The sequence below is a fragment of the Streptomyces sp. NPDC054770 genome (assembly GCF_053611985.1).
In genome coordinates, this window is sequence record NZ_JBSHBL010000032.1 from 86,101 (window position 1) to 107,754 (window position 21,654).

Sequence of the window (21,654 nt, forward strand, 5' to 3'; positions counted from 1 at the left end):
ATCTCCGGCGGGACGGTCCGGCGGCCCGCAGGGGCTCGGTGCGGTCCAAGCGAGGGCTCCTGTCGGTCGGTACCTGTCTCGACAGCTATGAGGGGCGAGCGTGTGCGTCGGTTGCCTGCGGGTGCACGGCTCTCCTCGGCGGACGGCCGGATGGCGCATGATGGCCGTATGAAAGAGCTGGCGGGACGGCTGGCCGCGGTGGACCCGGATGCCGGGGCGGCCGTCGCGGTCATCGCCTACTTCGACCGGCTGGCCGAGACCCGGGCCGGTCTGGAGGCGCTGGTGCGCGGGGCGGCCGTGCTCGCCGGGTGTCCGGCGCGGCTGGCCGACGAGGAGCGCGGGGTCCGGCTGCGGGTGGAGCCGGACGGACGGCGGTCGGATGCCATGGGCGCGCCCGGGCCGGGCTGGCCGTGCGCACCGCTGGTGCCCGGCGGGCCGCCGGCCCTGTGGCTGGAGCGGGCCGGGGCCGACGGTACCGGTGTGGTCGACGCGGTGATCCTGGAGCGGGCCTCGGCAGCCGTACGATCCGTGCTCGACCGCACCCGGGGGCGGGCGCCGGGGTCGCCGGTGGACGATCCCGCGCTGGTCGAGACGGTCCTGGACGCCGGCGCGCCGCTACCGGCCCGGCTGCACGCGGCCCGCCGGCTCGGCCTGGACACCGCCGGTCCGGCGGCGCGGTTCCGCGCGGTGGCGGTGGCCGACGGACCGCCCCGGATCATGCCGGACGGCCCGCCCCGGATCATGGGCGACGGACCGGCACCGGTACTGCCGGCGGGGCGCGCGGGCGTGGGTCCCGCCGTGGCCGTCGCGGATCTCCCCCGGTCCTGGGCGGCGGCCCGTACCGCGCTGCGGTTCGCCTCGGGCGGCGACGCGCCGGAGCCGGGCGGCCCGTCCGTCGTGCACGCCGACGAGCTGGGCGGGGTGGCGCTGCTCGCCGGTCTCGTCGTACCCGGTGCGGAACCGGCGCCGGACGTCCGGGCCGTGCAGGCCGCCGCGGCGGACGCTCCCTGGATGCTGCGCACGCTGCACGCGGTCGCGTCGACGGCGAGCCTGCGGGCGGCGGCCGCCGGGATCAACGTCCACCACTCCACGCTCCAGGACCGGTTGACGCACGCCGAGCATCTGCTGGGCTGGTCGGTGCGCACCCCGCAGGGCCGGTTCCGGCTGCAACTCGCCCTCACCATGCGTCACCTGATGGAGAGTCAGTAAAGGTTCACCGGCCCGTCAGTAGACGTCTCGGCCGTAACGCCGGTCCGTGGCCAGCTGCTTGACGTACACCGTCGCCTCGTCCTCGGTGAGTCCGCCGTGCACGGTGGCGATGTCCTTCAGGGCCCGGTCGACGTCCTTGGCCATCCGGGAGGCGTCGCCGCAGACGTAGAAGTGGGCGCCGCCCTGGAGCCAGGACCACAGCAGCGGGCCGTGTTCGCGCATCCGGTCCTGGACGTAGACCTTGGCCCGCTGGTCGCGGGAGAAGGCGGTGTCGAGACGGCTCAGGGTGCCGTCGGCGAGCAGGGCGGTGAGCTCCTGCTCGTAGTAGAAGTCGGTGGCCCGGTGCTGTTCGCCGAAGAACAGCCAGTTGGGGGCGCGGTGGCCGCGGGCACGGCGCTCCTCCAGGAAGCCGACGAACGGCGCCACGCCGGTACCGGGGCCGACCATGACCATGGGGGTCGCCGGATCGGCGGGCGGGCGGAAGTGCGGGGAGCGCTGGACGTGCACCGGGACCGGTGTGCCGGGTTCGGCGTCGGCGAGGAACGGCGAGCAGACGCCCTGCCGGGGCCTGCCGTGCAGGTTCTCGTAGCGGACTACGGAGACGGTGAGCGAGACCTGGTGGGGGTCGGTGAGCGGGCTGGACGAGATGGAGTACAGGCGCGGCTGGAGCTTGCCGAGAAGTCCCGCCCATTCGTCGGCGGCGGCGCGGATGCCGAACTCGGCGACGACGTCGACGGCCTGCCGGCCCCAGGACCACTTGGCCAGCTCGTCCTTGTTGTCGGGGCGCAGCAGCTTCCGCAACTCGCGCGGGTCACGGGTGCGTTCGGCGGCGAAGCGGAGCAGGTCGGGGGTGATGCGGGTGATGTCCAGGTGGCGGGAGAGGGCTTCGGCGAGCGGGACTTCGCCGACTCCGTTGACCTGCACCCCGGTTGTCGCGTCGAGGCCGGTGACGGACAGCCATTCCGCCACCAGGTCCGGGGAGTTGAGCGGCCGGACTCCGAGCGCGTCGCCCGCCTCGTACACCAGCGGGGTCTCGCTGTCGCGGCTGTCGAAGGTGAAGCGGCGGACCTCCTTGCCGGCGCCGGGCAGGCTGAGCAGCTGGTTGCCGACGAGCCGGGCGGTGACGGGGGCGGGACGCCGGGACGGGGCTGAGGCCGCCGCGGAAGCGGAGGCCGGCACGGGAGCGGAGGCCGCCACGGGACCGTGGGTGGCCGCGGATCCGTCCTTGAGGGCGCCGAGGACCTGGTCGAGCCAGGCCTCCGCCTGGGTCTCGTAGTCCGGTTCGCAGTCGGAGCGCGGGGCGAGCCGGACCGCGCCGAGTTCGTCCATGCGGCTGTCCAGGCGCCGCCCGTGTCCGCAGAAGTCGTCGTAGCTGGAGTCGCCGAAGGCCAGGACGGCGTACCGGCGGCCTTCGAGGCGCCCGGCGTCGAGGGCGGCGAGCCCGTCCCAGAAGCCGGCGCCGTTGTCGGGGGCGTCGCCGTCGCCGAAGGTGCTGGTGATCAGGAGCAGGTCGGCGCCCGTGGGCAGGGTGGCCGGGTCGGCCTGGTCCATGGCGACGAGGGAGGCCGCGTGGCCGCCCGCGGTGAGGCGCTCTGCGGTGGTGGCGGCGAAGTCCTCGGCGTTGCCGGTCTGCGAGGCCCACAGGACCACCACCTGACGGGTCGGCGACACCGGCGCCGACGCGGTGACCGGGGCCGCGGCCGAGCGGGAGTACATGCCGGCGAGGGTGCCGTTGACCCACAGGGCGTGCTCGGGGCTGAACGGCGCGTCCGGCGGCAGCACGGGGACACCCGGGGCGCCGGCCGGTATGCCGGCGAGGAAGCCGACCAGGTACTGGCGCTCGCGCTCGGTGAGGACCGGCGGCGGAGCCGGGTCGAGGCCGAACACGGAGGCGGCGGAGGGCAGCACGGCCGTGGGCGCGACGGCGGCGGAAGCGGGTAGGACGGCGGCAGCGGGTACGGCGGCGGCCGGGGTCCGCTCGGTCCCCGGCACCTGCACGCTCACCGGCGTGGACACCTTGGTCAGCGACACCGCGCACACCTTCAACTCGGGCTGGAAGGACAGCGGGTCGACCGCGTCGCTGGTCACCGCGTTGACGCTGAGGTACTCGCCGAACAGGTCGTTCCAGTGGAACGGCGCGAAGCAGGACCCCGGCAGCACCCGGTCCGTGACGACCGCCGGCAGCACCGCCCGGCCGCGCCGTGAGGCGACCTCCACGGAGTCGCCCTCGGCGAGCCCGAGCGCGGCCGCGTCCTCGGGGTGGACCTCGACGAACGGGCCGGGGTTGAGCTTGTTCAGCTTGGCGACCTTCGCGGTCTTGGTCAGGGTGTGCCACTGGTGCTGGAGGCGGCCGGTGTTCAGGACGAACGGGTAGTCGTCGTCCGGCATCTCGGCGGGGTCCACGTGCGGCCGGGCATGGAAGACGGCGCGGCCGGAGGCGGTGGCGAAGGTGAGGGAACCGTCGGCGCCGACGTACCGGACGGGGTTGCGGTCGGGGCCGTCGGCGGTGGCGGCCGGCCACTGGACGGGGGCGGTGCGCAGCCGGTCGTAGGTCACGCCGCGCAGGTCGTAGCCGGTCTGCGGGTTGTGGAAGCCCTTGATCTCCTCGAAGATCTGCTCGGCGCTGTCGTAGGAGAAGCCGTCCTCGAAGCCCATCGCGCGGGCCACGCCGGCGATCAGCCGCCAGTCGGCGGTGGCCTCGCCGGGCGGGTCGGCGGCGGGGCGGGCGAGGGTCAGGTTGCGCTCGCTGTTGATGAGGACGCCCTCGGTCTCGGTCCACAGGGCGGCCGGCAGCACGACGTCGGCGTAGGCGTTGGTCTCGGTGTCGGTGAAGACGTCCTGGGTGACGACGAACTCGGCGGCCTCCAGGCCCTCGATCACCGTCCTGCGGTTGCCGACGGAGGCGACCGGGTTGGTGCAGATGATCCAGCAGGCCTTGATCTCGCCGTCGGCCAGCTTCCGGAACATCTCGACGGTGCCCTTGCCGACGCCGTCGGCGCGGACCGTGCCGGGCTCCAGACCCCACCGCTCCTCGACGAAGGCGCGGTCGGCGTCGACGAGGACCGACCGCTGGCCGGGCAGCCCCGGCCCCATGTAGCCCATCTCCCGGCCGCCCATGGCGTTGGGCTGGCCGGTGAGGGAGAGCGGGCCGCTGCCCGGACGGCAGATCTTCCCGGTGGCGAGGTGCAGGTTGACCAGCGCGTTGGTGTTCCACGTCCCGTGCGTGGACTGGTTGAGGCCCATGGTCCAGCAGCTGGTCCACTCCCCCGCCTCGCCGATCAGCCGGGCGGCCGCGCGCAGGTCGTCCTCGGGGATCCCGGTGATCTCGGCGACGGCGGCGGGCGGGTGGTCGGCGAGGAACTCCGGCATCGCCTCCCAGCCCTCGGTGTACGCGGCGATGAAGTCGGGGTCGGTGTGCCCGTTCTCGTACAGGAGGTGGAGCAGGCCGTTGAGGAGGACGAGGTCGGTGCCGGGTTTGACCTGGAGGAACAGGTCGGCCTTCGCGGCGGTGGCGGTGCGGCGCGGGTCGACGACGATCAGTTTCGCGCCCGCCTTCACCCGGTCCATCAGGCGCAGGAAGAGGATGGGGTGGCAGTCGGCCATGTTGGCGCCGATGACCAGGAAGACGTCCGCCTTGTCCAGGTCCTGGTAGGAGCCGGGCGGGCCGTCGGCGCCGAGGGAGAGCTTGTAGCCGGTGCCGGCGCTGGCCATGCACAGCCGGGAGTTCGACTCGATGTTGTTGGTGCGCAGATAGCCCTTGGTGAGTTTGTTGGCGAGGTACTGGGCCTCCAGGCTCATCTGGCCGGAGACATAGAGGGCGACCGCGTCCGGGCCGTGCTCGTCGACGATCGCGCGCAGCCGCCGCGCGGTCTCGGCGACCGCCGCCGCCACGGCCGACGGCACCGCCTCCTCGCCCCGCTCGGGCCGCAGCAGCGCGGTGGTCAGACGGCCCGGCGCGGCGAGCATGTCGGCGGTGGTGGCGCCCTTCGTGCACAGCCTGCCGAAGTTCGCGGGGTGCTCCTTGTCGCCGGAGGCCTTCAGGACGGTACGGCGGCCGTCCGGGCCCATACCGATGTCCAGGACCATGCCGCAGCCCACCCCGCAGTACGAGCACACGGTCCGCACCCTGCCGGTGTCGGTGCTGCGCGAGTCCGGCGCGGCCACGGGCGCCCCCTGTTCCTGCTGGTCAGCCTCTTCCATTCGACCCCGACGGTATGTACGGCTGATTACGTCGGCGTCACCGCTCCTGATCAACGGGGGTTAAGGCCACCGCACAGACCGGCTCCGGGCGGTGTGAGCGGAGGCGTCCGGTATACCGGACGGGACGGTCTAAGGATGCCAGGACGCCTGGCCCGGCGGCCGCCCCGCACGGCCGCCGGGGCCGCTCCCCGGACGCTCCCGCACGGGAGCCCGGCCCCCGGTCCCGGGATGCGTCGCGCCGGGACCTGGTGGAGGATGAGGGCGGCCGAGGGAGGGGGCAGGCGAGGAGGATCGGGTGGACAGGGACACCTCCTCACGACGACCGGCAGCACCGGCTCCGCCGGCCGCACCGGGGCTCGCGGCCGCACCGGCGGCACCGGTCGCGCGGGGCAGAGCAACCGCGTCGACGGCGTCGGCGGCACCGGGCGTGCCGCCCGTCGACATCGGCTACATCGACCTGCTGCGCGGCATCGTCGAGGACGCGGCCGTCGGTTTCGCGGTCCTGGACACCAATCTGCGCTACCTCTACGTCAATCCCCATATGGCCCGGATGACGGGTCTGCCGGCCGCCGCCTACCTCGGCCGCACCCAGCACGAGGTGCTGCCGCACATCCAGCGGCCCGACCAGGTGCTGCGGGACGTCATCCACGACGGACGGCCGCGCGAGGCCGTCGTCACCGGACGGACCTGGGCGGACTCGCCGTACCAGGTCCGCGAGTGGCGGTGCGTGTACCACCGGCTCGTCGACAGCACGGGCAAGGTGGTGGGCGTCGCCGCGGTGGGCCTGGAGATCAGTGAGCCGCAGCAGTACCTGTACGAGCTGGAGCGCGCCCACCGGCGGCTGGCGTTGCTGGACAAGGCCGCCTCCCGGATCGGCACCGGCACCGACGTCGCCGGGACCTGCCGGGAGCTGGCGGAGTTCGTGGTACCGGAGCTGGCGGACGCGGCCGGGGTCGAGCTCAGTCCGCCGGACACCGCGTCGGCGCGCCGGACGCCGACCCGGCTCGCAGCGTACGCCACCCGGCACGGGCTGGTCACCGGCCTCGCGGCCCTCGACGCGCGCGGTGAGCTGGTCGGCTGGCCGCGCGGCACCGGGACCCGGCGGAACCTGGCGGCGGGCCGGATCTGGCGGCGCAACGCGATCACCGCGGCGCAGTGGCGGTCGCTGATCCCGCGCTGGCCGCCGGCCCGGGCGTGTCTGACCGCCCGGGTCCACTCGGTGCTCCTCGCCCCCCTGGTCGCGGACGGTCGGGTGCTCGGCATTCTGCTGCTGGCCCGGGCCGGGGACTCCGGGTCGTTCTCCAACGAGGACGCCACCGTGGCCCGCGAACTCGCCGCCCGCGCCGCCCGCGCCCTGGACCGCGCGGTCCGCTTCGAACGCGAGCACACCATGGCCCTGGAGCTGCAACGGGCCCTGCTGGCCGAGCCGGGCCAGCTCCAGCAGCACGCCGGGGTGGAGACCACGGCCCGCTACCGTCCCGCCGACGACGGCTCGCTGGTCGGCGGCGACTGGTACGACGTCCTGGCGCTGCCCGACGGCCGCACCATGCTGGTCATCGGGGACGTGATGGGGCACGGGGTGGACGCGGCGGTGGCGATGAGCCACTACCGTTCGACGCTGCGCGCCCTGGCCCTCGCGGGGCTCTCGCCGCGCCGCATCCTCCAGCACGCGGACCGCATGGTCGCCGACTCCGGCTTCGACCGGGTGGCCACCTGTTTCCTCGCGCTGGGCGACTCGGACGTGGCCACGCTCACCTACGCCAGCGCCGGCCACCTGCCGCCGGTCTGGCTCAGCCCGCAGGGCGACATACAGCTGGTCCCGGTGCCGGTCGGCCCGCCGCTGGGCAGCGGGCTCGGCCGGTACGAGCAGCGCGTCACCCCGGAACGCGGCGGGGTGCTGCTCCTTTACACGGACGGGCTGGTGGAGCGGCGCGGCGAGGACATCGACCGCGGCCTGGCACGGCTGACGGGACTGTCGCTGTGTCCCACCGATCCGCTGGACAAGATCCTCGACACGGTCCTCGCGCACCTCGCCGGCGGCTCCGAGGACGACATCGCACTGCTCGCGGCCCGCGCGGTACGCGGCTGAGCGCACGCTCACACTCCCGAGAACGGGAAGGCCTCACACTCCCGACAACGGGAAGGCCCGCCGACGGCGATCTGCGCGACGGCGGGCGCGGCATGCCCGTGACCGGCGGGCGGTCTGTTCGGTCGTAGGTGAGGTCATTCGTAGGTGAGGACCATCCGGAAGCGAGCGGCCCCGGTGACCATCTTCTGGTACGCCGCGTCCGCCTGCTCCAGCGGTACGGTCTCGATCGTCGGGCGGATCCCGTGCAGGGCGCTGAACTCCATGGTGTCCTGTACGTCCTGCGCGGTGCCGGAGGGATGGCCGCGGACCACGCGCGCGGTCCCGACCAGCTGGAACGGGCTGACCCCGAGCGGCTCGGGGTCGATGCCGATCACCACCAGCTCGCCCCGGGGGGCCAGCCCGTCCATGGCCGCCGAGATCGCCTGGGAGTTGCCCGCGGTGGCGAGCACGGCCGTGGCGCCGCCGAGCGACTGGAGGGCCTCCGCGACCGGGGTCGCGGCGGTGGAGTCGACGTAGTGGTGGGCGCCGAGCTGCTTGGCGAAGTCGGCCTTCTCGGCGCCGCGGGCGACGGCCACCGTCTCGAAGCCCATGGCCACCGCGTACTTCACCCCGAGGTGGCCGAGCCCGCCGAGACCGACGACGGCGACCAGGTCGCCGGGCCGGGCCGGGCTGTGCCGCAGGCCGTTGAAGGTGGTCACGCCCGCGCAGCCCATGGGGGCCGCGTCGGCCGAGGTCAGCCCGTCGGGGATCCGGGCCAGGGCGTCGACCGGTGCGATCACCTGCGCGCCGAAGCCGCCGTCGTATCTCCAGCCGGGCGTCTTCATGTTCTCGCAGACGATGAAGTCGCCCTGGCGGCAGGGCTTGCAGTGGCCGCAGCTGCCGCCGAACCAGCCGACCCCGACCCGGTCGCCGAGCTGCCAGCCCCAGTCCTCGATGCCCTCGCCGAGCTCCTCGATCCGCCCGGCGATCTCGTGCCCCGGCACCACCGGGAACGTGATTCCCGGCAGTGCGGCGGTGACGAAGAAGGTGTCGCTGTGGCAGATGCCGCAGGCCTCCACGGCGATCCGCACATGGCCGGGGCCGGGCCTCGGCACCTCCCGCTCGACGATCTCGAACGGCCCGCCCAGGGCGGGCACCTGCGCGACTCGGTAGATACTCATGCGTCTCTCCCGGAACGGGTACGACGGGTACGGTCCGAAGCCCCCTCACCCAGCACACCAGCTCCGGCCCGATCGCGCGCGTCGAGCCCCGCACGGCCCCTGATCGCCTGGTCAGGAGGTGATGCCGTTGTACTGGTCCCAGGTGTAGGCGAGGTCGGGCGAGGAGGGCTTGCCGGGCCAGTCGAAGTAGTCCCAGACGAGTTCGGCGGGGTCGGTGGCGAGGTAGCCCCGGCCGGGCAGGTCGTTGGCGTCGTCCCAGGCCCAGGGCGGATTGGCGGCGTCGGTGGCGCAGGCGCCGTTGGCGGGGCCGAGGACCCCGCCGGCGCCGCACTTGGCACCGTAGGGGTTGGAGCTGTCGTCACCCGCGAAGTTGTTGGGCGTCGCGAACAACGTTGTCAGGGTGCGGTTCGCCCACATGCCGTTGGCGGCGAAGACGTCGGTCAGCGTGTACTGCACGTCGCGGTCGTTGGAGCCGGACGGCACCTCGGCGGTGGAGCCGGGGTAGTAGACGATGCCGTCGCCGCTCGCGTACTGGCTGCGCTCCTGGGACAGGTATCCCTCGGCCCACGCGGCATGGGTGTTGGGCTGCTGGGTCGTGAACGGGCGTCCGTGGCCGTCGTCGTGCGGGTCGCCCTGGAGCTTCAGCGTGCCGTCGACGGTCTCCTGGCCGCTCGTGAAGTCGCTGCCGGCGGGCACCCAGGAGTAGAAGTTGCTGTGCGCGACGGTGATCGCGGCCTTCAACTGGCCGTGCGCGGAGCCGTCGTTGGCCACCACGACGAGGACGCCCTCGGCGTCGTTCTCGTGCTCGGTGAGGTCCTCCTGGTAGTTGTCGAGGACTCCGTCCGACCAGTCGCGCGGGTGGAAGAACGTGTACAGCAGGTAGGAGAAGGACGGGGTCTGGACGACCGAGTAGTACACGTGCGCCGCGAGCGGGAACCGGCTGGTGTTCTCCCAGTTGTTGCGGCCGTCGAGGTCGCCGTCGTAGTCGTACGACGTGATGTAGTCGGACTTGCCGCCGAGCGCGGTCTCGCCGGTGGAGTCGACGTCCTGGAAGTTGACCGGGGCCCACCACTGGGCGAGGGCCGCGCGGTCGGTGGCGGCGTCCGCGCGGGCCGGGGTCGGCCGGGTGAGGCAGGCACAGCAGACGGCGGCGAGTGCGGCCGCCACGGCGAGGGATCTGCGTCGGGTCAGCGGCACACGGGAGCGACGGGAGCGGCTGGTTGCCACGGTTCCTCCGGGGGGTGGCGAAAGGAACCGGCACGTCGTGAAGTCGACGTGCCGGTAAGGGAGTTGAGGCTGCGTTCCGGTGGTGCGTGAGATGCCGCGGGTACGATACAGCGGCGCCCGGGCGCACCGGAACGCGTGCGTCAGCAGGTGATGGTGCCCCTGCGCAGCGCGTGCCCGCTGTCGTTGCTGTCGTCGGACCACCACACGGGCTTGGTGCCGCCGCTGCACGCGTCGGAGCCGGAGACGGCGAAGCCCTCGTTGTTCAGGTTGTCCATGCCGGACGGGCGGTTGTAGATCGCGGTGGTGGCGAGGACGCCGGAGGAGTTGATCTGCATGGTGCGGTGCTGCCCTGAGCAGGTGTCGTCGCAGACCACCCACAGGCGGGAGGCCTGCGGTTCCCACTGGAGTTCCATGACGCCGGCCATGCCGCTGCTGACGGACGCGACCCGGGTGAAGGTGCCGCCGTCCTTGAGGACGTAGCCGTAGATCATGCCGGTGCCCTCGACGCCGACGAAGAACACCCCGCCGGTGTGCGAGCCGTAGTTCGCCGGGTTGTAGGCGGCGCCCGTCGAGGCGTCCCTGAACCCGGCGGCGGTCAGGGTGGCGTCGGGGACCCAGGTGATGCCCTCCAGGCCGAGGTTGGAGCCCACCGACGGCAGGTCGGAGGTCAGGTTCCACTCGGTGGTGGCGGTGAGCGTGGTGGCGGTGCCGCTGACGTCGTACCGGAGGACGGAGAGCCGGCTGGTGCCGGACGAGTCGGCGTTGCGTTCACTCGACACATACACGCCACCGCTGGAACCGGAGCCGGTCAGTGTGACGCCCTCGTCGTCGGGCGTGCCCGAACCGCCCGGGAACTTGAGCGTCTTGCCGGACGTCCAGCCGCCTGCGGTGTCGGCCTTCCAGGCCGTGGAGCCGTTCGGCACCAGCCGCCAGAGCTTGCCGCTGTTCTGTGCCGCCCACATCACGCTCCCCTCCTGGTAGAGGCCGCTCAGGTCCGTGCCGAAGGCGTTCTTGGTGTCGGCGGTGGCGACCGAGCTGCCGCCCGGCCACGCCGTCGCCGAAAGCCCGCCGGAGCCGCAGTCGTTGGCGGCGCCGAGGGTCACCGCGGCCGAGCCGAAGGCACCGGTGCCGTCGGGACAGCGCGACCACGACGGGGCGGAGTGCTGGGTCCAGCCGAAGCTGTCGACCAGGGTGGTGCCGTCCGCGAGGTAGAGGCGTGCCTCGTCGTCGGAGCCCAGACCGAAGGCGTTGTGCACGTCGAAGGCGACGAAGCCGCCGGGGGCCAGCGTGGTCCCGGCGGCTATCGCGTACGTGGAGCTGTCGTTGTCGTCCCGGAGGATCCAGCCGGAGAGATCCACCGAGGCGGTGCCCTTGTTGTAGAGCTCCACGGAGTCGTTGACGTCCCCGGTGGTCACCACCTCGTTGATCCGGATGTCGTCGGCCGCCGCCGCGTGGGCGGGGGACGCCGTCAGGGCGCCGACGGCGAGCGTCGGTCCGGCGACGGCGACGAGCAGAACACGGAGGCTGCGGCGCCACCGGCGAACGCGTGATTCGGTCACCAAGTCCGTCCTGGGGTTTCGTTGTGACAGGCCGCCAGGACCTTTCCGGCGTGGCCCTAACGGCTGCCTTCGCGCAGGTGAGAACGTTATGAACGGTGAGCGAACCGCCAAGATCGACGGGGGTGGCCGGGACCGCGCGGGGCTGCCGTCGAGAGCGTGGCCAGCACTGCACCGGTTACCAGGACGAGGAGGAGCTGGGAGGTGTGGGTTCCCGCGCTGTCCGCCACGCGGGCGACGGGGTTGGCCAGGCCCAGGCGGTCCAGCAGCCAGCCGAGGGCCGCGACGGCGGTGAGTCCGGCACAGGCGGTACGCACGGCGGAGTGCCGGCGCAGCCGGGTGAGGCAGATCAGGCTCGGCAGGGCGAGCAGGACCAGGACGAGCTGCATGCATTCGATACCGAGATTGAATCCCGCGAGGCTGAACGCCAGTTGGGAGGTGGAAAGGTGCATCTCGGCGAGGGTGAGGGAAAAGGCCAGTCCATGTCCCAGACCGAAGACACCGGCGACCACGGCCTCACGTCCCGGGAAAAGCGGACGAATTGCGTGGACGGCGCCGACGAGAATACTGAAGGCGATGAATACCTCGACCGGTTGGGCCGGGATGTCGAGACGCCCGAATGCACTCACGGCGAGCGCGACGGAATGCCCGACGGTGAATGCCAGTGTGGTACGGCCGATGCGGCCGACGGCGGTCCGTGTGCTCGTCAGTCCGCGCCAGCGGTTTCCGGCGGCCGGCAGGGGTGCGGGCAGCAGCAGAATGAGCAGGAACAGCAGATGGTCGGTGCCTTCCAGAATGTGGTGGGCGCCGAGCCGGAACATGGCGTAGGTACCGCTCCAGATGCTCCCGTTCTCCAGGTTGACGGCGAGCGGGGCGACGGTCATCGTCCGGGTGTCGATGCGGATGACGCCGACCTGGGTCGCGTTGTGCCGGCCGTCGCCGGCCACTTTTCCGGTGGCCCAGTCCTGGCGGACGGAGACCAGGACGGTGTGGGTGACGACCTGGTGGACGATGACGTCGTAGTCGAGGACGAACCGGCGCGGGTCCCCGCCGGCGGGCGGGGTGAGCGTGGCCCGGACGGTCAGTTCGCGGTAGGGACCGGTGGAGGTCTGCTCGGTCCGGCTCAGGCCCATGGATCCGAAGGTGACGGTCCAGGCCTTGCCCCCACGGGTGGTGGGGTGCACATGGGCGGCCAGGTAGTGGCGGATCGCGGCTTCCCGTGCCGGCAGCTGCCGGGCCGTGGTGGCGTCGTCCAGGTCGACTCCGCTGGCCCGGGAGAAGTCGCTGAGCGGGAGCTCCAGTTCGGCGGCCACCGACGTCTCGTGCACGTCGAGCAGGAGCACCGAGTGCGGCATGGGGTGCGCGGCGGCGGGCGGCGCCGCCAGAAGCAGCGCCGCCGTGACCACCGTCGCGATCCCGGCCAGCATGCGCAGCGCATGCGACAGTGAGATCGGCGGGCGGTTCATCAGAACGAGAACTCTCCCCCGTAGTCGGTGTCGTGGTCCCGGTAGACGGTGTGGTAATGGACCTGGTTCTGGTACACCACGCCGTTCTGGCAGACGAACTCGATCCAGACGCCGGGGCCGTCGATGCGCACGTAGTCGCCCTGGGCACTCAGGTCGGAGCTGCCGGAGTACGCGATGTAGGTGTCGTCGAGGTCCGCCTGGTAGTCACCGAGCACGGAGGCGGCGGTGGTGTCGTCCGCCACGTCGACCCAGGGCTCCATCGCCGCGAGGACCAGTTCCTGCTGGTCGTCGGTGAGTTCGCTGACCTTGAGGCCTTCCTTTGTCTCCGGGAAGTCGCCGTCCTCGCCGGGGCCGAGCAGTACGTCGCTGAACGACTCGGAGAGCTTCGCCTCGGACAGTTCGTCGTCGCTGAGGCCGGCGAGCATGTCCTCCATTCCGTCGTGCATCCCGGCCAGGGGTGCGTACGATGTGCCGTCGTCGCCGGTCCAGCTGGTCGGCTCCACCCCGATGAAGAACGGGGTGGTGCCCTCGACCTCGCCGTCCTTGTAGGTGAGGTTCAGCGCGAGGTGGTGACCGCCGAAGTGCAGCTGCCAGGTGCCGTCCGTGCTCGGGGTGCCGAGGAACGCCAGGTAGTAGTTGCCGCTGCCGTAGCCGCTGGCGGTCTCGCCGAGCTTGTCGTCGGCCGCCAGGATCTGGCTGATCTGGTCGTACCCGGTGCCGCTGCCGGTACCGGTGGCCGCCTCGATCACCGCCTCGGCGGCGGTCAGCTGTTCGTCGCTGAGGGTGCTGAACTCGATGCCGACCCGGCAGGTCGAGCCGCACGGGAGGTTCGACCAGGCGGTGGCGTTCGCCTCGGTGAAGTCGAGGAGCACGTCGGACTGCTGGTCGCTGTCCAGGGTGTCCAGGAACGCGTTGGCGGCGTCGACCACGTCCGACACGGACGACGCGGCCTCGGTGGTGGCCGTGGTCCCGTCGGCCGACGTGTCACCGGCCGCGGAGTCGCCCGGGGTGCTCGCGGCGTTGGCGTTGACGTAGACACCCCCGAAGAGCAGGGCGGTCCCCGCGGCGAAGGCCACGCCGGCGCGCTTCCACCTGCTCTTTAACCTGCGGTGAGTTTGGGTTTCTGGCATCTTTCCGGTCCCTTCGAAAGATGATGTGCAGAGAATTCTGGAAACGGTCCTCATAAACGCAGCCGCCAGATCTCCCTGCCCGTTGTGTGAAGGAGATAAATTCCACCAGCCGCCGCTATGGATGCCATCGAGCGGTACTCGGATTTACCTGTGTCTTACTGTGCGGCACGGCCAAGATTTTCAGTTTCGCCACCCGGTCGCGATCGGCCCGGGTTCACGTCCTGACGTGGCGTCATGTGCCCTCTTCACGCGGCAGGTTCACAAGGTGATGGCTCGTATGCCGGTCGCCGATGCCCAGAACGCGGATTCACAGGCGCCGCCTCCTTCTGCCGCTCCCGCACTCGCTGCTTCACTCCTCACCCGCCCCCGCGGTCCGGGTGTTCCCGGACCGTTGGCAGACCCTGGAGCCCCTGGAGCCCCCTGTGCAGCCACATCACTGGAAACGCATCCGCCTCCGACATGTCGCCACGGTCCTGGCCGCCGTGCTGGCGTTGACGATCGGCACCGTCGGCGCGCTGACCGGGAGTTCGGCACAGGCCGACAGCACGACCACCGCCTCCGCCACGGCCCCCGCCATCGGCTGCTCCGCCGTCACGGGGCTCGATCTGAGCGGCATCCCGGGCGCGCCCACGCAGATCGCGTCCGCGACCGCCCTGGCCGCCGCCGACAACGCCCTGGGCGACTGGGCGGCCTGTGAGGTGAAGGGGCTCATCGCCCCGCAGATCCAGTTCGATCTGCGGCTGCCGACGACGACCTGGCAGGGCAGCTACCTCCAGGTCGGCTGTGGCGGCAACTGCGGTGTGGTCAGCAGCGGCAGCGCCCCGGCCGCCACGGGCTGCGTGCCGCTGACCGACGGCGCGTTCGCGGTGGCCTCGGACAACCAGGGCCACTACGGCACCAGCATGAGCTCCGGTCTCTTCGGCACCGACCCCACGCTGAAGGCCGACTTCGGCTACAAGTCCGAGCACCAACTCGCCGTCGTCGCCAAGCACATCATCAAGCGGTTCTACGGCACCTCCACCACCCGGGCCTACTACGACGGCTGTTCGCAGGGCGGTCACGAGGCGCTGACCGAGGCCCAGCGCTATCCGACCGACTTCAACGGCATCGTCGCCGGCGCCCCCGCCAACAACTGGACCGCCCACACCTTCCAGCACGCCTGGAACGCCCAGGCCGTGTTCTCCGGCACGGACGGCGCCGCCACCCTGACCACGGCCGACCTCACCCCGCTGCACAACGCGGTGCTCAAGGCGTGCGGCGCCACCGACGACGGGATCATCGAGGACCCGCTGAGCTGCACCTGGGACCCGGGCAGCATCGCCTGTGCGAGCGGGCAGACGTCGGCCTCCGACGACTTCTGCCTGACCGCCGCCCAGGTCACCACCGTACGCAAGCTGTACTCGGGCCCCCGCGACCAGGACGGCGAACTCCTCTACCCGGGCTGGCAGTTGCGCGGCAACGAGCTGAACTGGGCTGGGGTCATCGTCCCGACCACCGCCACCGGTTCCACGACCGGCCAGACCAACGTCAACGAACGGGTCCGCTACCTGCTCTATCCCGAGGCACACCCCGAACTGTCATGGAAGGACGTCAAGTTCACAGACGTCTCCTACAAGAAGCTGATGAAGCCGAACGAGGGGACGATGGACGCCACCGACCCCGACCTCTCCGCGTTCAAGGCGGCCGGCGGCAAGCTGATCGTCTGGCAGGGGCTGGCCGACCCCAACATCTCCTCCGTCGCCGGGATGGCCTACTACAAGGCGGTGGAGAGGACGATGGGCGGCGAGGCGGCCACCAAGGAGTTCGCGCGGCTGTTCCTGCTCCCGGGTGTGGCGCACTGCGGCGGCGGCCAGGGCCCGGACAGCATCGACGCGCTCACCGCGGTCGTCGACTGGGTCACCGCGGGCCGGGCACCGGACAGCCTGCTCAGCCAGACCATCGACAGGACCGGCAAGGTGACGGCCGCCCGGCCCGTGTACCCGTACCCCTACATTGCCCTCGACACCACCGGCGGATCCGCCGACGACCCCGACAGCTACACGGCACAGCTGTCCACCGCCGAGAAGGACCTGAAGGTGAACTACCTGGGCTCGTTCCGCTCCGGATACGAGACGGTCAGCGGTTGGGTCGACGGGAAGTGGGTGACCCGGCCCGGCAAGAGCTGAACCCCGGCCGGTGATCGGGCACCGCGTGGCACGCGGTGCCCGATCAGGACGGTCCGCGTCCTAGAACTGGGCCTCGTACTGGGCCGGGTCGATACGGGCCTCGATGAGCAGCGGTCCGGTGCGGTTCGCGAGGCCGGTCGTGGCCTTCTCCAGTTCGGCCGCCGTGGTCACGCGCACGCCGTCGCAGCCCATGGCGCCCGCGAGTGCTATCAGGTCGATGTCGGCCGGCCGGGTGGCCGTGCTGCCGTAGCCGAGGGCCCGCTGTTTGAGCTCGATGCGGTTGAGGCTGCCGTCGCAGAAGACCACCACCGTCAACCGCAGCCGGCGGGCGACGGCCGTCCCTAGCTCGGTCGCGGTCATGGCGAAGCCGCCGTCGCCGATCAGCGCGACGACGGGGACCTCACCCAGGGTCATCTGGGCGGCGATCGCCGCGGGGAGTCCGAAGCCCATCGAGGACAGGCCGTTGCTCATGAGGACGCCCCGGGGCGCGCGGGCCTGCCAGCCCTGGCCGACGAGGAGTTTGTGCGAGCCGACGTCACAGGTGACGACGGTGTCGGGCGGAGTACGGTCCCGGACGACGTCGATGACGTCGGTGGGATTGAGACGGCCGTCGACCCGGCCCGCGTAGTAGGCCGTGCGGAGCCGGCTGCGGTGGGCGGCGACGTCCGCCTCGGTCCAGCGGGGCTCGCCGCGCCAGCCGTCGGCGAGCCAGTCCAGGCTTGCCGCGACGTCCCCGACCAGTTCGCAGTCGCTGGGATAGACCTGGTCGACGTTGGGCGTGGTGTCGACATGCAGGACGGGCGTGTTCACGGACCACGGCCTCAGGAGCTCCACGGGGTCGAAGCCGGCGGCGACGACCAGGTCACTGCCCGCCAGACACTCCCACACCACCCGGTGGCATGCCATGTCGAGAACCCCGGCGAAGAGCGGATGGTCCTCCGGGAAGACACCCTTGGCCATCGGTGACACCACCACCGGTGCCCCGGCCGTCTCCGCCAGCCGGACCAGGCTGCCGGAGGCTCCGCACCGGGTCGCGGCGGTGCCGGCCAGCACCACAGGGCGCCGGGCCGACCGCAGCAGCGCCACCGGGTCCGGACCGGCGGGGGCCCGCTGCACCCGGACACCGCCTGCGGCACCGTCCAGCGGTGGCGGCGCGATGCCGGAGTCGGGCGCGGGGGCGGTGAACGCCTCGGCGGAGCCGGTGAGATGAACGGCGCCGGGCCGCTCCGCGACGGCCAGCCGCAGCGCCTTGCGCAGTACCGCGTCGACCGACCGGGGGTCGATCCGGCCGGCCCACTTGGCCACGGGTGAGAAGAGCAGCTTGTGGTCCACCACCTGGTGGGTGACCAGGTCTTCGCGGCCGGGGTCGATCTGGCCCGAGATCGCCAGCAGCGGGACCCGGTCCCAGGTGGCGGCGGCCACCCCGTTGACGATCGAGGTCGAACCGGGCCCCAGCGTCGACAGACAGACACCGGGCCGCCCGGTCACCATCGCCTGCGCCTCGGCCATGAACACGGCGGTGCCCTCACGACTGCCGGCCACGACCTCGACGCCGGCGGCCCGGAACGCCTCCATCAGCTCGATGATCGGATCGCCCGGGTAGGCGAACACGCACGGCGCCCCCATGGCCCGCACATACTCGGCCACCACTCCGGCCGTCCTACCCATGCCACCCCTCCCGTCCCGCCTCGTCCCGTCCCCGCTCGCCTCTCCCGTCTTGCCCCGTCCGCTTCCTCCGTCCCGCCTCATCCCCCTCCCCCCTCGCCTCTCCCTTCTCGGGACCCCCGGCTTCCCGGGATTGGTCGGCCGCGGTCACGTCTCGCGCAAGTTCGCCGGTACGAGCCGGTCGTAGTCGGGATCCTTGGTGATGAGGCCCGCGGAGCGGTGGAAGGTGACCGCGGTGTCGAAGGAGGAGCGTTTGAAGGCGTTCGTCGCCGGGATCTCGCTCCTCAGCAACGGGAGCAGGGCGTCAAGGGTGGCGTCGGGCAGGCCGCTGCGGTACTCGGCGAGCAGCTTCTTGACCCCTGCCGTGTCGTCGCCGTGGATGTCCTTCTTCGCCCGGACCAGTGCCCGCTGGAAGGCCGCGACCTCCTTGGCCTTGTCCTTGAGGATGCTCTGCGTGGTGAAGATGACGCCGTGGGCCACGTCGACGAGGCCGGGGATGTCGCCGCGGGCCGGGGAGATGTAGAGGGTGCCGACGCCGGTGCCCGCCGCCTGCTGGCCGAGTGGCTGGGCGAAGGACAGCGCGTCGACCTGGCCGCCCTTGAGCGCCCCGAGCGCCGCGCTGGGCTCGCTGCCGAGGTTGACCAGCTGGGCGTCCTTCTTGGAGTCGAGGCCCACCTTGTCGAAGAGGTAGATAACGAGCGCCTCGGTGCCGCTGCCGGGTCCGGTGATGCCGATCTTCTGGCCGCGCAGGGACTTGATGCGCTCGTCGAGCGTGGCGTCGGCCGCGGCGCCCTTGAAGTTCTTCCCGGTGATGATGTCGATGTAGTACCGGTCCACCAGGTCGGCGACCAGCCGGATGTCGTCCTGGATCGCGGCGAGTTTGAAGACGTCGGTCATGACCGAGCCGCCGAGTTCGATGCTGCCGGACTTCAGCGCGGCGGCCACCTTGGAGCCGGTGCCGAGGATCGGCGGGTCGCCGAAGCTGACGCCCTCGTCCTTGAAGTAGCCCTTCTTGGTGGCGATGAACAGCGGGAAGAAGGCGATCGACTGGCTGACCTGCCCGACCGAGACCTTCCCGGCCCCGGTGGAGGCACCCGACTTGGCGCACCCCACGCCGGTGAGGGCGACTGCTCCGGTGGCGAGCAGGCCCTTGACGAGTTGCCGGCGGTCCATACGCTGTCTCATTTCCGGCCCTCCAGTGGCTTCCAGCGGTTGGCCCTGCGGTCGATGAGGCTGACGATCAGGTTGAGGACGGTGGCGATGGCCGAGAGGACGACGAGCGTCGCGAAGACCCCGGCGGTGTCGAAGTTGGCGGCCGCGTCGCTGATCAGATAGCCCAGCCCCCGGTTGGAGGCGACGAGTTCTCCGATCACGGCGCCGATCAGCGAGTACGGGACGGCGACCTTGAGTCCGGTGAGCAGGCCGGTCATGGCCCCGGGCAGGACGACCCTGAGGACGATGTCCCGGCGCCGGCCGCCCATCAGCCGTACCGCGTCGATCAGTCCCCGGTCGACCTCCCGTACGCCGACGGCGGTGTTGAGGAAGACCAGGAAGAACACGGTGACGGCGGCGAGCAGCACCTTCATCTGCATGCCGATGCCGAACCAGACGATGAACAGCGGGGCGAGGGCGACCTTCGGCAGCGAGTACAGCGCCACGATGAACGGGTCGACCATACGGTAGAAGGTCGGCAGGGAGGCGAGGACGAACCCGGTGACCGCACCGGACCCGGCGCCGAGCAGGAAGCCGAGGACGACCTCCTTGAGGGTGACCCAGGTGTTGGACCAGAGCAGGCCCTGACGCTGCCAGTCGGCCAGCCGCCGTACGACGTCGAGGGGCCTGCTGGTGAAGGTGAGGTCGAAGACCCGCCCGGCGCACAGCTGCCAGGCCACCAGCAGGACGACGGCGAGGACCAGCCGGCCGCCCCAGATGACGACGGTGCCGCCGTGCCGTTCCCACCAGCCGCGGTTCAGGGGCACGGTGACCGACTGCCCGATCGTCGTCTCCGTCTCCGGGTCCGCCGGGGTTTTCGCGTCGACCGTGTTCACCGTGCCTCCCGAAGCGCCGCCGTCATCTCCTTGTGCAGGCGGACGAAGTGCGGGTCCACGCGCAGTCCGTCGGCGTCCCGCGGCCTCGGCAGGTCGATCGCCTTGTCGAGGACGATCCGGCCGATCCGGCCGAGCACCACGACCCGGTCGCCGAGCAGCAGGGCCTCCTCGATGTCGTGGGTGACGAAGACGACGGTCTGGCCGCTGCCCTGCCACAGCCGCAGCAGTTCGGCCTGGAGCACCGAGCGGAGCTGGGCGTCGAGGGCGCCGAACGGCTCGTCGAGCAGCAGTACTTCGGGGTCGCCGGCGAGCATCCGGGCCAGGCTGGCGCGGCGCCGCATGCCGCCGGAGAGTTCGCGCGGGTAGTGCCGTTCGAAGCCGGTGAGTCCGACCCGTTCGATGAGGTCCGCCGCGCGGTCCCGGCGTTCCCCGGCGGCAACCCCCTTGATCTCCATGGGCATTTCGACGTTGCGGCGGACGTCGCGCCAGGGCATGAGGGTGTCGGACTGGGTGAGGTAGCCGACCTCGGTGCGCGGCCCGGACACCTGCATGTCCCGGTACGTCACCTGGCCCGAGGTCGGGGGCATCAGCCCCGACATCATGTTCAGCATGGTCGACTTGCCGCAGCCGCTGCGGCCGAGGACGGTGAAGAAGCAGCCCTCCTCGATGCCGAGGGTCAGGTCGCGGAGCGCCACGATCCCGGTGTCGTCCTTCACGAACTGCTTGCTCAGCCCGCGGAGTTCCAGGACGGCGGTCATCGGTCCTTCACCGCTCCGGCCAGCCAGCGGCTGTTGTCCACGGCCATGACCCGGACCTCGTGCTCGGTGAAGCCCGCGGCGAGCAGCCGTTCGGCGAGGAGCGGGAGTCCGTCCTCCACCGGCGGGTTGAAGGGCTGGCCCAGGTCGCTGGAGAGCACGGAGTGCTCCGGGCCGACGGCCCTGATGTGTTCCAGCCACAGCTCCCAGGAGACCTTGCCGGTGTACGGGGTGGTGAAGCACCGTTCCAGCAGGGCGCCCTTGGCGGCCAGTTCGCGCTGCCGTGCCACGCCCACCCGTTGCGAGGTGAACTCCGGGTGGGTGACGACGATCCGGCGTACGCCCTCCTCGACCGCCGCGCCCACGACGGCGGTGATCTCGTCGGTGCCGAGGTGCCCGGTGGCGAGGGTCATGTCGTGGGCGGCGATCACCCGGAGCACCTGGCGGGTGATCTCCAGGACCTTGCCGTCCGGTCCGACCACGTCCACCGGGTCGGCTGCCATTCCGGCGTCGCGGAGTTCGTTCTGCAGCTGCATCCACATGGGCGGTGTGGCGCCTTCGGGGTTGCTCGCGGTACAGGCCCGTTCGTTGGCGCTGTCCACGGTGGGCAGCCAGACGACCTGGGCCCCGCCGCGGCCGGCGATCTCCACGGCGATCGGGTTCATCCCGCCCACCGAGCCGTTGAGGGTGATCGCCCCGACCGCCGCGAAGCCGGGTACCGCCCTGCGGACCACCTCGGCCCGTTCCGTCGTGGGCACGTAGTGCGACTTGAGGACGAAGCCGGATAATCCGACCTCGGCGAAGCGGGCCGCGAGGGTCAGGTCGTCCACGCGGCGCTTCATCAGGTCGGGTGCGATGTGCAGATGGATGTCGTAAGCCCCCGCGACGAGCTCGCGGGCCTCATCCGAGGGGGTCGGATGGGTGGCTGGTCGGTCGGTCATGCCGCCTCCCTGTCGCCAATTTGGTGACGCAGATTGTCAACAA

The 21,654-nt window shown here is 71.6% G+C and carries 14 protein-coding genes; 3 read left to right on the forward strand and 11 right to left on the reverse strand.

What is annotated here, in order from left to right; translation table 11 throughout:
- The first annotated feature begins 168 nt into the window (after positions 1–168).
- Positions 169–1,209 (forward strand): helix-turn-helix domain-containing protein, encoded by a 1,041-nt coding sequence (locus ACWGKQ_RS26375; protein ID WP_453294418.1) that lies wholly within the window; start codon positions 169–171, stop codon positions 1,207–1,209.
- Positions 1,210–1,224: 15 nt separating this feature from the next.
- Here ACWGKQ_RS26375 and ACWGKQ_RS26380 read toward each other — a convergent pair whose 3' ends face one another.
- Complete coding sequence (locus tag ACWGKQ_RS26380; protein WP_453294419.1) at positions 1,225–5,409, reverse strand: molybdopterin-dependent oxidoreductase; 4,185 nt, start codon at positions 5,407–5,409, stop codon at positions 1,225–1,227.
- 295 nt (positions 5,410–5,704) lie between these two features.
- Between ACWGKQ_RS26380 and ACWGKQ_RS26385 the strand changes: the two genes are divergently transcribed.
- Positions 5,705–7,498, forward strand: coding sequence for a SpoIIE family protein phosphatase (locus ACWGKQ_RS26385; protein ID WP_453294420.1), 1,794 nt, complete (start codon positions 5,705–5,707; stop codon positions 7,496–7,498).
- A 134-nt stretch (positions 7,499–7,632) separates the two neighbouring features.
- Here the strand turns inward: ACWGKQ_RS26385 and ACWGKQ_RS26390 are convergent, their stop codons facing one another.
- The 5 genes from ACWGKQ_RS26390 to ACWGKQ_RS26410 form a co-directional block, all read right to left on the reverse strand.
- Positions 7,633–8,658: an alcohol dehydrogenase gene (locus tag ACWGKQ_RS26390; protein WP_453294421.1), complete on the reverse strand. Its 1,026-nt coding sequence runs from the start codon at positions 8,656–8,658 to the stop codon at positions 7,633–7,635.
- A 111-nt stretch (positions 8,659–8,769) separates the two neighbouring features.
- Positions 8,770–9,885 (reverse strand): hypothetical protein, encoded by a 1,116-nt coding sequence (locus tag ACWGKQ_RS26395; RefSeq protein ID WP_453294422.1) that lies wholly within the window; start codon positions 9,883–9,885, stop codon positions 8,770–8,772.
- Between the two features lie 140 nt (positions 9,886–10,025).
- Entirely contained in the window at positions 10,026–11,444 is a 1,419-nt protein-coding gene (locus ACWGKQ_RS26400) for a lamin tail domain-containing protein (RefSeq protein WP_453294423.1), read from the reverse strand.
- A gap of 86 nt (positions 11,445–11,530) precedes the next feature.
- Complete coding sequence (locus ACWGKQ_RS26405) at positions 11,531–12,907, reverse strand: HupE/UreJ family protein (RefSeq protein WP_453294424.1); 1,377 nt, start codon at positions 12,905–12,907, stop codon at positions 11,531–11,533.
- Entirely contained in the window at positions 12,907–13,983 is a 1,077-nt protein-coding gene (locus tag ACWGKQ_RS26410) for a DUF3500 domain-containing protein (RefSeq protein WP_453294425.1), read from the reverse strand. Before ACWGKQ_RS26410 ends, ACWGKQ_RS26405 begins: the two co-directional genes overlap by 1 nt.
- A gap of 476 nt (positions 13,984–14,459) precedes the next feature.
- On the opposite strand from ACWGKQ_RS26410, the gene ACWGKQ_RS26415 reads away from it, so the two are divergent.
- Positions 14,460–16,202, forward strand: coding sequence for a tannase/feruloyl esterase family alpha/beta hydrolase (locus ACWGKQ_RS26415; RefSeq protein ID WP_453294426.1), 1,743 nt, complete (start codon positions 14,460–14,462; stop codon positions 16,200–16,202).
- A 60-nt stretch (positions 16,203–16,262) separates the two neighbouring features.
- Here ACWGKQ_RS26415 and ACWGKQ_RS26420 read toward each other — a convergent pair whose 3' ends face one another.
- From ACWGKQ_RS26420 to ACWGKQ_RS26440, 5 genes are all read right to left on the reverse strand, one after another.
- Entirely contained in the window at positions 16,263–17,870 is a 1,608-nt protein-coding gene (locus ACWGKQ_RS26420; RefSeq protein WP_453294427.1) for a thiamine pyrophosphate-binding protein, read from the reverse strand.
- 144 nt (positions 17,871–18,014) lie between these two features.
- Positions 18,015–19,052: an ABC transporter substrate-binding protein gene (locus ACWGKQ_RS26425; protein WP_453294428.1), complete on the reverse strand. Its 1,038-nt coding sequence runs from the start codon at positions 19,050–19,052 to the stop codon at positions 18,015–18,017.
- The gene (locus ACWGKQ_RS26430; protein WP_453294429.1) at positions 19,049–19,915 is read right to left on the reverse strand and encodes an ABC transporter permease; all 867 of its coding nucleotides are present in this window, start codon (positions 19,913–19,915) and stop codon (positions 19,049–19,051) included. Before ACWGKQ_RS26430 ends, ACWGKQ_RS26425 begins: the two co-directional genes overlap by 4 nt.
- Positions 19,912–20,673 (reverse strand): ABC transporter ATP-binding protein, encoded by a 762-nt coding sequence (locus ACWGKQ_RS26435; RefSeq protein WP_453294430.1) that lies wholly within the window; start codon positions 20,671–20,673, stop codon positions 19,912–19,914. The genes ACWGKQ_RS26430 and ACWGKQ_RS26435 overlap by 4 nt, the downstream gene beginning before the upstream one ends.
- Complete coding sequence (locus ACWGKQ_RS26440; protein WP_453294431.1) at positions 20,670–21,611, reverse strand: DUF6282 family protein; 942 nt, start codon at positions 21,609–21,611, stop codon at positions 20,670–20,672. The genes ACWGKQ_RS26435 and ACWGKQ_RS26440 overlap by 4 nt, the downstream gene beginning before the upstream one ends.
- Between the last annotated feature and the right edge of the window lie 43 nt (positions 21,612–21,654).

Coding starts and splice junctions, on each gene's coding strand:
- ACWGKQ_RS26375 (WP_453294418.1), top strand. CDS start 169: ATGAAAGAGCTGGCGGGACGGCTGGCCGCGGTGGACCCGGATGCCGGG.
- ACWGKQ_RS26405 (WP_453294424.1), bottom strand. CDS start 12,907: ATGAACCGCCCGCCGATCTCACTGTCGCATGCGCTGCGCATGCTGGCC.
- ACWGKQ_RS26425 (WP_453294428.1), bottom strand. CDS start 19,052: ATGAGACAGCGTATGGACCGCCGGCAACTCGTCAAGGGCCTGCTCGCC.
- ACWGKQ_RS26390 (WP_453294421.1), bottom strand. CDS start 8,658: ATGAGTATCTACCGAGTCGCGCAGGTGCCCGCCCTGGGCGGGCCGTTC.
- ACWGKQ_RS26440 (WP_453294431.1), bottom strand. CDS start 21,611: ATGACCGACCGACCAGCCACCCATCCGACCCCCTCGGATGAGGCCCGC.
- ACWGKQ_RS26435 (WP_453294430.1), bottom strand. CDS start 20,673: ATGACCGCCGTCCTGGAACTCCGCGGGCTGAGCAAGCAGTTCGTGAAG.
- ACWGKQ_RS26420 (WP_453294427.1), bottom strand. CDS start 17,870: ATGGGTAGGACGGCCGGAGTGGTGGCCGAGTATGTGCGGGCCATGGGG.
- ACWGKQ_RS26380 (WP_453294419.1), bottom strand. CDS start 5,409: ATGGAAGAGGCTGACCAGCAGGAACAGGGGGCGCCCGTGGCCGCGCCG.